Below are 15,019 nucleotides of genomic sequence, written 5' to 3' on the forward strand. Positions count from 1 at the left end.
AACCAATTTGGTAGCAACAAATGAGCAGAAAAACACTACTTACTTCGAAAGAAATTGAAATCATTCTGCATCGATTAGCGTGTCAGTTAATCGAGAATCACAACGATTTTTCTAACACCGTTTTAATAGGATTACAACCTAGAGGTTCGTATTTAGCTAATCGATTGGCTAAATTACTAAGAGAAAAATATCATATTAAAGACCTAAAGTTAGGCTTGTTAGATATTACTTTTTATCGTGATGATTTCCGCAGAAGAGAAGAACCCTTAGAAGCCACTTCTACACAAATTGACTTTTTAATTGAAGGAAAAAAGGTGGTTATTATTGATGATGTCTTATTTTCAGGAAGAAGCGTTCGAAGTGCCTTAACAGCACTACAATCCTACGGAAGACCTGATTATGTTGAATTATTGGTATTAATAGATCGTCGTTTTAGCCGTCATTTACCAATACAACCTAATTACAGAGGAAGACAAGTAGACGCCATCAACGAAGAAAAAGTAGTTGTAAACTGGCAAGAAACTCATAAAGAAGATACAATTTACCTTGAACCCAAGCCCTCAAAGCTTGATTAGTTATGATTAAAAAAACAAACTAAAATGAAGCAGTTAAGTGTTGAACATTTACTAGGAATTAAATACCTTAACAAAAATGACCTTGAGCTTATTTTTGAAACTGCTGCTCATTTTAAAGAAGTCATTAACCGACCTATTAAAAAGGTTCCTTCCTTACGTGATATTACCATTGCTAATTTATTTTTTGAAAACAGTACACGTACAAAACTTTCTTTTGAATTAGCTGAAAAACGTTTGTCTGCAGATGTTATTAATTTTTCTGCTGGACAATCTTCAGTAAAAAAAGGAGAAACTTTAATTGATACTGTGAACAATATTTTATCAATGAAAGTTGATATTGTTGTAATGCGTCATTCAAATGTAGGAGCAGGAATTTTCTTATCAAACCATGTAGATGCTAAAATTATCAATGCTGGTGATGGTACACATGAACATCCAACCCAAGCATTATTAGATAGTTTTTCTATGCGAGAAGCTTTAAATAGTAACTTAAAAGGTAAGAAAATTGTAATTGTAGGTGATGTCTTACACTCTCGTGTAGCTTTGTCAAACATATTCGCTTTACAATTACAAGGAGCTAAAGTAAAAGTTTGTGGACCAAGCACCTTAATTCCTAGATATATTTCTAGTTTAGGGGTTGAGGTAGAAACCAACCTAAAAAAAGCTTTGGAATGGTGTGATGTTGCTAATGTATTACGTGTGCAACACGAACGTATGGATATAAAATATTTTCCATCAACTAGAGAATACACACAACTTTTTGGTATCAACAAAGAAATTTTAGACAATCTTGGTAAAAAAATTGTCATCATGCACCCTGGTCCTATTAACAGAGGAGTAGAATTAACAAGTGATGTTGCCGACAGTGATCAATCAATTATTCTAAATCAAGTAGAAAATGGAGTTGCTGTTCGTATGGCAGTTATTTATTTGTTAGCACAACAAATAAAAAGATAGCAATGAATATAATAAATAAAACTGATTACACTTTAATTACTGCTGAGGAAAATACATTTTCGAACTTCATTGAAAGCTTTGAGAATGAATACCTAAACCTCACAGGAAAAAACCTGATTATTGTAATTTCAGAAGAATTTAATGCTTCTAACAAAAATATTTTGCTATTTTTGAAATACGCAGAACAACATCAAAACAATGGCACATCTTTTGTGGTTGTATCAAAAGATGTAACTATTGATGATTTTCCAGAAACCTTTAACATTGTTCCTACATTAGTAGAAGCAGAAGATGTTATAGAAATGGAAAATATTCAACGTGATTTAGGTTTTTAACCTTATGTTTTTAAGTAATTATCCATCCCCTAAATGATAATTTATGGTAAAAAAAATACTATTTATAACTTTTTTCTTAGCTATTTCCATTGGTTTTTCTCAAGAAAAATCAATTGAGAAGTTAATCGCATCCCCTAACCCTTTTACAAACAATACTACTATTTACTTTAATGCTAAACATAGTCAAACAGTTATTTTAACTGTTAGAAATGTATTAGGTAAAACCGTTTATAACAAAGAGCTTAAAGTGGTTCAAGGCCGTAACTCTTTTCCGTTTCAACGTAACGATTTAAAATCTGGAATGTACATTTACGCAATACAAAGTAATAAAGAAATCATTTCAAAACGCTTTGTAATTAAATAAATGAGTTTACACTTAACTGTTTTAGGTTGTCATTCTGCTACCCCTAGAGTTAATGCCTATCCTACTGCCCAATATTTAGAAATTAACAATCGTCATTTTTTAATTGATTGCGGAGAGGGTACCCAACGACAAATGCGAAAATACAAGGTTGGTTTTTCAAAAATCAACCATATTTTTATTTCTCACTTACACGGGGATCACTTTTTTGGTTTAGTGGGACTTATTGCTACTTTTGGGATTTTAAACAGAGAAAAAGAATTACATATTTACGGCCCAAAAGGTATAAAAGAGGTGACAACACTTCAGTTAAAGGTTTCAAAATCGTGGACTAAGTACCCTATTGTTTTTCACGAATTAGAATCTAAAGAAAGTGAACTTATTTTTGAAGATGATAACGTTACTGTAAGAACTATACCTTTAAACCATAGGGTATATACTAATGGTTTTCTTTTTACTGAAAAACCAAGACTTAGAAAGTTACACATTGACAATATTCAGCAATACAAAGAAATAGAAACCTGTGACTTTCATAACATCAAAGCAGGAAAGGACTTTACTCTTTCTACTGGAGAGGTAATTCCTAACGACGAACTTACTATCAATCCGCCTAAACCTTTAAGTTTTGCTTTTTGTAGTGACACTGCCTACAAACCAGACATTGTTCCTATTATTAAAGAGGTAGACTTGTTATACCATGAAGCTACATTTTTAAAAGACAGAGAGGATTTATGTGATAAAACAAAACACTCAACCGCAGAACAAGCAGCTTCTATTGCCAATCAAGCAAATGCACATAAATTAATTATTGGGCATTATTCTAGCAGGTATAAAAACATTAACGATTTTAAAATTGAGGCTCAAACAGTTTTTAAGAATACTGAATTAGCGGAAGCAGGAAAAAGATATAGCACCAATTCTTTTCCTGTAGAAATTTTAAATTAATATTGCTTTGTTGATAAAAGCACCAAAGTACAAGCTATTTCACTCTCAATCCCTTTTTCTTTTAACAACTTAATAAACTCTACATTTTCGGTTCCAGGATTAAAAATTACTCTACGAGGTTCTAAATTAATTATGTATTCATAATACGATTCCTGACGCTTTGGATTTAAATATAAGGTTACAGTATCTATATTTTCTAAAAAAATATTTTCTGTTTCAATAGTTACATCTGCAACAATTCCTTTTTGTAAACCAATTGCTACAGTTTCTATGGCATTATCTCTTAACCTTTTAATAGCAATATTAGAATATCTATTGGGCTTTAGCGAAGCTCCTAACACCAAAGTACGTTTTTTCATTTTCTGTTAATAATACGTTAAACTCTCTTAAACTAAGTAACAAAGTTAAGTAATAAAGAGTCTATTAAGCGTCAAAACAATTCAAAAACAACAAAAATGAAAAACATATTACTAATACTTTTAGCTGTATTTACTACCAGTATTTATGCGCAAATGCCTAAAAGTAACCTTCCTAAACCAGGAGTAATTTCTGGTAAGGTAGTCGATCAAACAACCAAGCAACCCCTCCCCTATGTAAATATCATAATCAAAGATGCTGCCAAAAAAATTATTACTGGTGGAATTACGGATGATAATGGCTTATTTTCTATAAAGAACATCCCTGAAGGCAACAGCATTGTAGAAGTCCAATTTATTGGATATAAAACATTTTCTAAACCTGTTTCAGTTAGTAATAAATCAAATAAAGTAAACTTAGGGATTATTTCTCTAGAAGAAGACAGTACCACCTTAGACGAAGTAGAAATTCGTGCAGAAACTTCTTCGGTAACCCAAAAAGTAGATAGAAAAGTAATTAATGTAGGTAAAGATTTAACCTCAGCAGGTGCTACTGCTTCTGAGCTACTAAACAATGTACAATCTGTGAGTGTTGACAGCCAATCGGGGAACATCAGCTTACGTGGTAATGAAAATGTACGTGTATTAGTTGACGGAAAACCTACCAACATTCCTGCTTCTGAATTATTAAAACAAATTCCTTCTACATCTATTAAAAGTGTTGAATTAATTACCAACCCTTCTGCAAAATACAATCCTGAAGGAATGAGCGGTATTATTAATATTATTCTTAATAAAAACGCTAATATGGGCTTTAATGGATCTATAAATACAGGAGTTGAAGCTGGACATTATGTTCGTTATAATGCATCTACAAACATGAATTATAAAACAGGAAAAGTTAACTTTTTTGGTAACTACGGATTTAATGGTGGAGATCGTTATAACTTTGGTTATGTTAACAGACCTGGAGTTAACAACCAAGACTTTGTTTTTATTAATGACAATGAGTCTCATTTATTTAAAATTGGAGCTGATATTTATTTAGACGATAAAAACACCTTGTCTCTTTACACTACTCAAAACTGGTTTGATAGTAATGCTAGGGGGCGTGCTATAATTACAGATAATAATGGTGATTTAATAGAACACTCTCCTAACACACAAACAAGTGATAGTCATAATCAAGCCTATAACGTAAATTACAAGCATGAATTTGAAAAAGAAGGACATAATATAGAGTTTGAAGCTAACTTTTCTAAAAATGATACACCTAGCTTTTTAGAAAATCGTTTCTTAGAAAACTCACAACCAGATTATTTCAATGATATTAATAACAACAGAGAAAGTACATTAGTAAACTTAGACTATACTAACCCTGTTTCTAAAAATGGAAAATTAGAATTAGGTTTAGAGTACAGAGTAAATAACACTGATAATACAAACTTAACAACACAGGTTAATTTTAACAATTCATCTTTTAGTTATGATAGAGATATTTACTCTGCTTATGCTAATTACGGTCATAAATTTGGTAAACTTACTATGCAGTTAGGTGCACGTTTTGAGCAGTATAAAATAAAAGGAATATTTAATCAAGAAGGTGAACCTACAGAAACTGTCACAGATGACATCTTTAGTGTATATCCATCAGCTTTTCTTACCTATAATCCTTCTGAAAAAAATCAATTTCAATTAAGTTATAGCAAAAGAGTTGACAGACCAGGAATACAACAAGTAAACCCTATTAGAGAATGGAGTACGCCTTTAATTACGTCAATAGGTAATCCTGACCTTGTTCCTCAGTTCACTAATTCAGTTGAATTTAACTATACACGAAAAATAAAAGGCGGATCTATAACTTTAGGAAGTTTTTACAGAAATATTAACGATGTAATTAACAGAGCTACTTATAAAGATCCAAGCGATGCTAATGACGTAAGACAAATATTAACTTTTGCAAATTTTGATGACACAGATGCGTATGGTTTAGAGTTCTCTGCAAACTATAAAATTGCAAAATGGTGGAGAGCTAATGCTAGTATGGATTATTATTCTCAAAAACAATTTGGAACCACTGATTTAAGCAATCCTAATGCTCCTACTACTGAAGTTAAAACAGATATTTTTAACGCACGTATAAGCAATAGCTTTACAGTATCTAAAAAGTTACGTTTACAATTATTTGCTATGTATAGAGGTCCAAGAGAAGACATTCAATGGGACGTAGACCCTATGAAAATGGTTAATATTGGTGCTAACTATAGCATTCTTAAAGGGAAAGGAAATATCAACCTTAGAGTAAATGATATCTTTAACGATATGAGATTTAAATTTAACTCTGAAAGACCTTTTGTTCAAAATGGACGTTTTAAATGGGAAAGCAGAACAGCTTATATTGGATTTAACTATAGGTTTGGTGGAGGAAAAAACAAAGCCCGTGCTAGAAAACAACGCGACAATAACGAAAAGCAAGGAGGCGGAGGTTTCCTATAAAATTAGTTTTTAATTAATTATTTTAAAAAAAACGAAGCTAAATACTTCGTTTTTTTTATTTTTAGCGCAATTTCATTCCCTTCAACATATGAAAAGATTGCTCATATTAATTTTATTACTAGGTACTTATTTTTGTCAAGCACAAAACCTGCAACTTACAGGAACCATTTTAGATAAAAAAAACAACCATCCACTGCCTTTTGTTACAATTACCTGCAAAAACACTTCCAATAAAATACTAACAGGTAGTATCGCTGATGAAAAAGGGAATTTTAAAGTTGAAAACCTTCCAAAAGAAAATTTACTTTTAACTTTTCAATTTATTGGTTACAAAACTTTTGAAAAGAAAATTGACTTAAAAAAAAATAGTAAAATAGGAATCGTTTTTCTTGAAGAAAATACTACTCAATTAGACGAAGTTGAAATACAAGGAGAAACTTCAACTATTATTCAAAAAATTGATAGAAAAGTTATCAATGTAGGTAATGACTTAACTGCTGCTGGAGCTACCTCCCTAGAAATGCTTGAAAACATTCCTTCAGTAGATATTAATCAACTTTCTGGGACTATAAGTTTACGAGGAAATGAAAATGTTAGAGTTTTAGTGAATGGAAAACCTTCCAACGTAAATACAGCTCAATTATTAAAACAAATACCTTCTAACTCGGTAAAAAGTGTTGAAATAATTACAAACCCTTCAGCAAAACATACTCCAGAAGGCATGAGCGGTATTATCAACCTAATTCTTAAAAAAAATACTAACATTGGATTTAATGGAAGTTTTTCTGCTGGTGCTAAACAAAGTAAAAATTTAAGACCCGATATTTCCTTAAATACTAACTATAAAACGGGGATCACTAACTTTTACCTAAACTACAATACAAGCTGGGGTGATTATGAAACTTTTAATGATTTAGAAAGGACTGACATTAACTTAACTCAAGACATTGACTTTTTGAGTAATTCAAATAATCATACTATTAAGTTTGGTGTAGACATAGACATTAACTCCCAAAGTATATTATCTGCTTACACCTCTCAAAATTTCGATAATAATAGCTTAGCAACCAATACTCTTGTTCATGAAAACAATTCTTTAGTCTTTGATAACAAGAGTTTTTCTGATTATGATCAAAAAGACCAGACTTATAACATTGATTATATTTACAGCTTTGATGATAAAGGACAAGATTTAGAGATTGAATTTAATCACTCTATGACCAAAAATCCTGAAAAAACAACTAACAAAGAATTTATCAATCCTAATTCGAAAGAGTATAATTATACGAATGATATTAAAGATACACGAAAGTTATGGCTATTAAATATTGATTATGTAAAACCTATAAAATCAGGAAAATTGGAGGCTGGATTTGAATTTAGAAAACAAAACTTTTACAATCAAATACTCACAGATAGAGAAGCTGTAAATAGCTCTTCTACTGTAGCCCCCGTAGGTAATACCAATTTAGAATATAATCGATCAATCTTTTCGGGGTACCTTAACTTTAATAAAAAGTTCAACAAGTTTGCCTTTCAGACAGGAATACGATTAGAGCAATTTAATTTAAATGCTCTTTTTTCAAATACAGAACAAGGAAACACTAATTTAAAAGATAATATTTTTAATCTGTATCCTTCAGCATCAATCTCCTATAACTTTTCTAAAAAAGACAACTTACAATTTGCTTACAGCAGAAGGGTTGACAGACCTTCTGCATATCAAGTTACTCCTATTCAGGAATGGTTTTCACCACTAACTATATCTAAAGGAAACCTGAACTTACAACCACAATTTACAAACTCACTAGAGCTTAATTATACTAAAACAATTACCAAAGGCTATATTTCTTTCGGCACATTTTACCGAAGAACGAACGATAAGATTGGCCGGTTACTACAAAAAGACAATCAAAACCCTGATAGAACAATTAGTTCTTTTACCAATTACGACTTTGCAGATAGTTATGGTATTGAACTTTCTGCTAGCTTTAAACCTATAAAATGGTGGACACTGAGACCTGCTTTTGAAACCTACATACAAGATTCTCAAGGAGTACTAAATAATAACTTAGAAACAGTTAAAAACACCTTGGTGAAAGGACGAATAAGCAACTCTTTTAAAGCTTCAAAAAAACTGAGCTTCCAGTTATCAGGTATTTTTAGAGGTAAAAGTGAAAACATTCAATACACTGTACAACCATATACTATGATTAATGCTGGAGCTAGATTAAAAGTATTTGACGGTAAAGGAAGTATCACCTTAAGAGGTACTGATATTTTTAATAATGTAAATTTTGATTACACATCAAATAATCCATTTACACAAAAAGGAAAGTATACACTGGAATACAACTCAATTTACTTAGGTTTTTCCTATAATTTTGGAAGTGAGAAGAACAAGAGTAAAGGTAGAAAATATAGAGACAGTAATGAAGCCCAAGGAGGGATGTTTTAACAAAAAATCCGAAGTATTAACTTCGGAATTTTTGTTTTATGTATAAAGTAAAAATTACCAACGAATCACTACAGATCCCCAAGTAAATCCACTACCAAAGGCAGCCAATACTACCAAATCACCTTCATTTATTTTTCCTTTTTCCCAAGCTTCCGTCAATGCAATAATAACCGAAGCAGCAGTCGTATTACCATACTTCATAATATTGTTATACACTTTATCATCAGATAACTGGAACTTCTTTTGAATAAATTGTGCAATACGTAAATTCGCTTGATGCGGAATTAACATATCAATATCCTCTTTTTGTAATCCGTTTGCTTGTAAACCTTCCATAATAGCTTCAGAAAAACGAACAACTGCATGTTTAAATACAAACTGACCGTTCATGTATGGGTAGTAAGAAGTATCATCTGGATCATTGGCCTCTATGATTTCTGGAACCCAACGCCCTGTTGAAGGCCCTTCTAACATTAATTCTTTCGCAAACTTTCCTTCAGAATGCAAGTGAGAAGATAAAATACCTTTTCCTTCCTCTTCTGAACGAGATAAAACAGCTGCTCCTGCTCCATCCCCAAAAATTACAGTAACTCCACGACCACGTGTAGAACGTTCTAAACCACCTGAGTGATTTTCAGAACCAATTACTAAAACATTTTTATACATTCCTGTTTTAATAAACTGATCAGCCACAGAAAGTGAATAAATAAATCCAGAACATTGGTTACGTACATCTAACGCACCAATTGTAGGCATATCTAATAAATCTTGAATTTGTACTCCACCTCCAGGAAAATATAATTCAGGGCTCAACGTAGCAAAAATGATAAAATCAATATCATCTTTAGTCAATCCCGCACGCTCAATAGCTATTTTAGCAGCTTTTGCCCCCATTACTGATGTAGAATCATCAGAAGTTTTTGGGTCTATCCAACGACGCTCCTTGATACCAGTTCTTTCTTGAATCCATTCATCACTCGTCTCCATAAACTGAGTCAAGTCATCGTTAGTCACTACGTTCTCAGGAACGTAATAACCTAACCCTGTAATTTTTGAACTATACATATTTTTTTATGTTGATTATTTTGTTGTTGTCAATTGCAGCCTGTAAAAATAGTAATTAATTAATACCTTTACAAAAAGACATAAAACTACAAATATTAATTAATTATTTATGAACAGAAAAGATTTCCTCTCATTATCAACCAAAGCTGCTATGTTTTTTGGTTTGTCTACTGCTTTTTCTTGTAAAGAAGAAGCGAGTGACAAAACCACTCCCTTATTAAACAAAACAGCAAAAGGAACTGCTTTTGCTTTAACTGCTTCTAAAATAGACAAAGTCAATGTTGGAATTATTGGCTGTGGAAACAGAGGGCAAGTACTGGTACAAATGTTTGATTGGTTGGTAAAAAATGATAACGCTGAAATTGTAGCTGTTTCTGATTTACGTAAAGAGAAAACAGACAAACTAAACGAACATCTTCAAAAAACACACAATAAAACTGCTGATGCGTATTATGGCAATCCTGAAGAATGGAAAAAAGTTGTTGAACGTGATGATATCGATTTGTTAATAATTGCTACTCCTTGGGAATGGCATACACCGATGGCTTTATATGGAATGGAACAAGGCAAGCATGTAGCCTGCGAGGTTCCTGTAGCTTATACCTTAGAAGATTGTTGGAAGTTGATAGAAACCGCAGAACGTACCCAAAAACATTGTATGATGTTAGAAAACTGTTGTTTTAACAACGAAGAACTATGGGTATTGAATATGGTCAACCAAGGTGTCTTTGGTGATTTAACTCATGCTGAAGGTGCTTATATTCACGATTTACGTAAGCATTTATTAGATGAAAAATACTACGAAGACCAATGGAGAATAAAACACCACTTATATAAAGATGGTAACTTTTACACTACACATGGATTGGGACCAATAAGTCAGTATATGGATATAGGTCGTGGTGACAACTATGACCATGTGGTATCGATGAGTTCTCGTGAAAAAAGTTTAAGCGACGCTGCCAAACATGCAGGAATAAATAAGTTTTCTAATATCAAGTGTGGTGATATGAATACCACCATGATAAAAACTAAATTAGGTAAAACTATTATGCTGCAGTTTGATGTACATACAGGTAGACCATACGATCGTTTAAATACTGTAGTAGGTACAAAAGCTGTACATGAAGGGTACCCTTCTAAACTGTATATTAACGATGAAGAATTGGCTTGGTGGGGACATGAATGGTTGAAACCTGAAAAATATAATGAATACAGAGAAAAATACAACCATCCACTTTGGGACAAACTAAAAACACAAATTTCAGACAATTCTGTAGGTCATGGAGGAATGGATTTTGTGATGATTTATCGCTTAATTAGATGCTTAAACCAAGGATTACCATTAGATATTAATGTATATGATAGTGTTTTATGGAGTGCGATTACCCCTCTTTCAGAGCTATCTGTAGCACAAAACAGTAGCTCTATTAAAGTTCCAGATTTTACAGGAGGAACATGGAAGAACAACAACAAATCAGAAATGTTAAGAGATATTTAATCGCTAATCAAAAAACACTAACCTTTAAGAGGTTAGTGTTTTTTTTTAGTATTTATTTTAATCTGTTTTTATAAAAAATTTACTTTAATCTTTTTCCACAAGCCTAGTAGAATATATACTGTTATGAATGCAATTCCTGTTAATACCATAGCAATTGTATAATTTCCATAAATCCAATTTCCAGTAGCAAACAAACTACTAAAAACTAAAATACAGCCCGTAAAGGCGGCTAGTAAACCATTGCCTAAATTAACCGTTTCTGTTTGCTCATCTATGTGTATATTTTTCTCTTTTGCTTTAGCTAACACACACAACCATCCTGCTTTTTTAGGTTGAATTTTTTTATAAAAGTTAATCAGTACTTCATCATCTTCTGGTTTCGTTAGCAGAGTTACCAACAGCCAAACAATAGTAGTACACAACACTACTAATGGAAACTGCCAATAGCTTTCAAACAGTCCCTCATTTCCAAATAAGTATTCAGCATTAAAATAAAAAATCAGTGAAAAAATCCCTGATGCTATCATTGCCGAAATTTCACTCCACGCATTGATACGCCACCAAAACCAGCGCAACAAAAAAATAAGTCCGGTACCTGCACCAAACATTAAGATAAATTTAAAAATCTCCAACGCATTGGTAAATAGCAAAGCCAACAGTGCGCTAAAAATCATTAAAACAACAGTAGCTAACTTCCCTACATTTACCAATGTTTTTTCATTGGCGTTTGGATTTATATTTTGCTTATAAAAATCATTAACTATATAAGATGCTCCCCAATTTAAATGGGTAGAAATTGTACTCATGTATGCTGCTACTAACGATGTAAGTACAACCCCTGCTAATCCACTAGGTAAGAATGTTAACATGGCTGGATATGCTAAATCATGTCCTAATTTATCATCTGATACATTTGGAAAAGCCTCTTTTATACTAGCCAAATCAGGAAAGACAACTAATGAAGCCAATGCTACAATAATCCATGGCCACGGGCGTAAAGCATAATGTAAAATATTAAAGAAAAAAGTTGCTCCAATAGCATGGTTTTCATTTTTAGATGCCAACATTCTTTGAGCGATATACCCTCCACCCCCTGGTTCTGCTCCAGGATACCATGCACTCCACCATTGCACTGCTAACGGAATAATAAAAATTGAAATTAACAACTCTTTGTTATTAAAATCTGGTAAAATTGATAATTTATCTACGACGTTAGGATGTGTTAATAAATTTTCTAAACTATCTACTTGGGGATGATTTACAGCAACCACAGCAGCACCAACAGCTCCAATCATAGCTACAAAAAACAATAAAAAATCGGTATACACCACTCCTTTAAATCCACCAATAGCACTAAAAATCACAGTAACCACCGAAGCAATCCCAATTGTTTGAATTGGTGTTAAACCTAACATTACCTCTCCTATTTTTATAGCAGCTAAGGTTACCCCAGCCATTGCTAAAACATTAAAAAATATCCCAAGGTATAAGGATCGAAACCCTCTTAAAAACTTAGCTGGTTTTCCTCCATATCTAAGCTCATAAAACTCTAAATCTGTAGTTGATTGACTCTTCCTCCATAATTTTGCATAAATAAAAACGGTTAACATTCCTGTTAGCAAAAAAGCCCACCAAACCCAGTTTCCAGAAACCCCATTGGTTCTAACTATATCTGTCACTAAATTAGGAGTATCTGTCGAAAAAGTTGTGGCAACCATTGAAACTCCCAATAACCACCAAGGCATATTTCTTCCAGACAAAAAATACTCAGAAGTACTTTGTTTTGATTTTTTCGAAACCCAGATTCCTATTCCTAATGTGATACTGAAAAAAATAAAGATAAAAGTATAATCAATCGTAGTTAAGTTCATGAAATAAAATTTAATGTCGACCAAAATAATCAATCGGATTAAATTATATTGGGCTTTTTTAAATAAATGTTATGACTTTAGTAATTCTTGCTGCTGGTATGGGAACTCGATATGGCGGATTAAAGCAATTGGACGCTATTAGTAATAAAAACGAAGCTATAATCGACTTTTCTATATATGATGCTGTAAAATGTGGTTTTAAGAAAGTAGTTTTTGTAGTGCGAAAAGATTTCTTAGAAACTATAAAAGCCTTGTATTTACCCAAACTTCACAATAAAATTAAGGTAGTGTTTGTTTGCCAAGAGGTAACCAATATTCCGGAAGAGTTCAACAACAGCAGCAGAGTAAAACCTTGGGGAACAGCCCACGCTCTTTTAACCGCCAAAAATGCAGTTAATGAAAACTTCTGTGTAATTAATGCCGATGATTTTTATGGAGCTAATGCTTTTTTAAAAATGGCTGAGTTTTTAAACAAAACTGATTCTTCTTCTTGTGAATATGCCATGGTTGGATTTAAAATTCAAAATACACTTTCTGAAAATGGAAGTGTTTCAAGAGGAGAATGTTACCTTGACTCAGGCAAGTATTTAAAAAGAGTTGTTGAACGCACTAATATAAGTTTAATTAACAACCGTATCATTTATTCCGAAAACAATCAGGAGAAGGAAATTCAAAAAAACAGTTTGGTTTCCATGAATTTTTGGGGATTTACTCCCACCATCTTTCGAGAAATGGAGACCCTTTTTCATCAATTTTTAAAGGAGAATTACCGAACAGAAAAAGAAGAATTCTACCTGCCAAGTGTGGTAAATCACTTACTAGATACCCAAAAAGCTACTGTAAAAGTTTTAGAAACCAGCTCTAATTGGTTAGGAGTTACCTATAAAAAAGATAAAGCAGCAGTAATTTCGAAAATAACTGAATTAAAAAAAGACGGTGTGTACCCAGAAAGCTTATGGAATTAAAAAAAAAATTAGCCACTATTTTTCAGCAATTTCAAACCGAACACACTTTCAAAGGTTTTGAAACATTTAATTCTGGCCATATCAACGATACTTTCTTAATTCTTACTCAAGAGGAAGTTAATTATGTATTACAAAGAATAAATACAACTGTTTTTAAAAAAGCAATCGATGTTATTCACAACAAAATAAAAATCACCCAACATTTATCAAAAAAAGGAATACAAACAATTCATTTTATTCCCACCAAAGAAAATAGCTATTCTCTAATAGATAATGATAACCATCTTTGGAACTTATCTGAGTTTATTGAAAACTCTCAAACGTTTTTAAAAGTTAATGCGAACGATATTGCATATCAAGCAGGCTTAATTACCGCTGAATTTTTAGCACAAACATCAGATTTCGAAAACGATTTGGTAGAAACATTACCCAACTTTCATTCCATGTCTTTTCGTTTTCAAGAGTTTCAAAACGCTTTAAATGCAACTTCCAAAATAAGAAAACAAAAAGCTCAAAAGTGGATTGATTTTGCACTAGCAAACAAAAAAGAGATGATGGTTCTTGACCGTGCTATCAATCAAAAAGAAATTCGGTTACGAGTCACTCATAATGACACTAAAATTTCTAATATTTTATTCGATACCAACAACAAAGCTATTTGTATGATTGATTTAGACACCGTAATGAAAGGATGCATACATTTTGATTACGGAGATGCTTTACGAACTATTTGTAATACGACCGATGAAGACGAAGTCAATGTATCAGCTATTAACTTTAATCTCAATTATTTTAAAAATTACACAGAAGGTTTTCTTAAAAGTTTAGCAAATAATATTTCTAAACAAGAAGCAAGCTATCTTCCTATTAGTATTCAAGTCATGACCTTTATTATGGGACTTCGCTTTTTAACAGATTATTTAAATAATGATGTTTATTATAAAACCAAGCATTCAAACCACAACCTAGAAAGAGCGAATAATCAATTTAGTTTGGTACAAAAAATTCGCGAGCAACAACATGAAATAAATTCCTTTGTAAAAAGCACTTACATGTCATCTTGTCACTAATATTTCTTTGGTATTTTTTTTGACACTTAAACTCACAGAAAATAATATCAAATAAAATATATAC

Annotated in this window: 13 protein-coding genes; 10 read left to right on the forward strand and 3 right to left on the reverse strand. The window is 32.1% G+C overall.

Annotation, left to right across the window (positions count from 1 at the left end; genetic code table 11):
• Window positions 1-20 precede the first annotated feature (20 nt).
• Genes pyrR through V1T75_RS08505 form a run of 5 tightly spaced genes read left to right on the forward strand, consistent with a single transcriptional unit; the run spans window position 21 to window position 3,173 of the window.
• The gene (gene pyrR / locus V1T75_RS08485; protein WP_330488118.1) at window positions 21-575 is read left to right on the forward strand and encodes a bifunctional pyr operon transcriptional regulator/uracil phosphoribosyltransferase PyrR; all 555 of its coding nucleotides are present in this window, start codon (window positions 21-23) and stop codon (window positions 573-575) included.
• A 24-nt stretch (window positions 576-599) separates the two neighbouring features.
• Window positions 600-1,532, forward strand: coding sequence for an aspartate carbamoyltransferase catalytic subunit (locus tag V1T75_RS08490; RefSeq protein ID WP_330488119.1), 933 nt, complete (start codon window positions 600-602; stop codon window positions 1,530-1,532).
• A gap of 2 nt (window positions 1,533-1,534) precedes the next feature.
• The gene (locus tag V1T75_RS08495) at window positions 1,535-1,867 is read left to right on the forward strand and encodes a hypothetical protein (protein WP_330488120.1); all 333 of its coding nucleotides are present in this window, start codon (window positions 1,535-1,537) and stop codon (window positions 1,865-1,867) included.
• Window positions 1,868-1,910: 43 nt separating this feature from the next.
• Entirely contained in the window at window positions 1,911-2,231 is a 321-nt protein-coding gene (locus tag V1T75_RS08500) for a T9SS type A sorting domain-containing protein (RefSeq protein WP_330488121.1), read from the forward strand.
• A complete protein-coding gene (locus V1T75_RS08505) occupies window positions 2,232-3,173 on the forward strand; it encodes a ribonuclease Z (protein WP_330488122.1) in 942 nt (313 codons plus the stop codon).
• Here the strand turns inward: V1T75_RS08505 and V1T75_RS08510 are convergent.
• Entirely contained in the window at window positions 3,170-3,532 is a 363-nt protein-coding gene (locus tag V1T75_RS08510; RefSeq protein ID WP_330488123.1) for a CoA-binding protein, read from the reverse strand. The two genes, V1T75_RS08505 and V1T75_RS08510, sit on opposite strands and share 4 nt — an antisense overlap.
• 96 nt (window positions 3,533-3,628) lie before the next feature.
• On the opposite strand from V1T75_RS08510, the gene V1T75_RS08515 reads away from it, so the two are divergent.
• On the forward strand, window positions 3,629-6,025 hold the full coding sequence (locus tag V1T75_RS08515) for a TonB-dependent receptor domain-containing protein (protein WP_330488124.1): 2,397 nt from the start codon (window positions 3,629-3,631) through the stop codon (window positions 6,023-6,025).
• 88 nt (window positions 6,026-6,113) lie between these two features.
• Complete coding sequence (locus V1T75_RS08520; protein ID WP_330488125.1) at window positions 6,114-8,483, forward strand: outer membrane beta-barrel family protein; 2,370 nt, start codon at window positions 6,114-6,116, stop codon at window positions 8,481-8,483.
• Window positions 8,484-8,537: 54 nt separating this feature from the next.
• Here the strand turns inward: V1T75_RS08520 and V1T75_RS08525 are convergent, their stop codons facing one another.
• Window positions 8,538-9,548: a 3-oxoacyl-ACP synthase III family protein gene (locus V1T75_RS08525; protein ID WP_330488126.1), complete on the reverse strand. Its 1,011-nt coding sequence runs from the start codon at window positions 9,546-9,548 to the stop codon at window positions 8,538-8,540.
• Window positions 9,549-9,657: 109 nt separating this feature from the next.
• Between V1T75_RS08525 and V1T75_RS08530 the strand changes: the two genes are divergently transcribed.
• Window positions 9,658-11,049: a Gfo/Idh/MocA family protein gene (locus V1T75_RS08530; RefSeq protein ID WP_330488127.1), complete on the forward strand. Its 1,392-nt coding sequence runs from the start codon at window positions 9,658-9,660 to the stop codon at window positions 11,047-11,049.
• A gap of 68 nt (window positions 11,050-11,117) precedes the next feature.
• On the opposite strand, the gene V1T75_RS08535 is transcribed toward V1T75_RS08530, so the two are convergent.
• Window positions 11,118-12,920, reverse strand: coding sequence for a sodium:solute symporter family protein (locus V1T75_RS08535; protein WP_330488128.1), 1,803 nt, complete (start codon window positions 12,918-12,920; stop codon window positions 11,118-11,120).
• Between the two features lie 71 nt (window positions 12,921-12,991).
• Here V1T75_RS08535 and V1T75_RS08540 point away from each other — a divergent pair, with 71 nt between their 5' ends.
• Window positions 12,992-13,885, forward strand: a complete 894-nt coding sequence (locus V1T75_RS08540; RefSeq protein WP_330488129.1) for a nucleotidyltransferase family protein — start codon at window positions 12,992-12,994, stop codon at window positions 13,883-13,885.
• Window positions 13,876-14,955: a phosphotransferase enzyme family protein gene (locus V1T75_RS08545; RefSeq protein ID WP_330488130.1), complete on the forward strand. Its 1,080-nt coding sequence runs from the start codon at window positions 13,876-13,878 to the stop codon at window positions 14,953-14,955. Before V1T75_RS08540 ends, V1T75_RS08545 begins: the two co-directional genes overlap by 10 nt.
• Window positions 14,956-15,019: the final 64 nt, after the last annotated feature.

Origin of the sequence: Tenacibaculum sp. FZY0031 (assembly GCF_036350695.1) — a bacterium.
GTDB lineage: Bacteria > Bacteroidota > Bacteroidia > Flavobacteriales > Flavobacteriaceae > Polaribacter.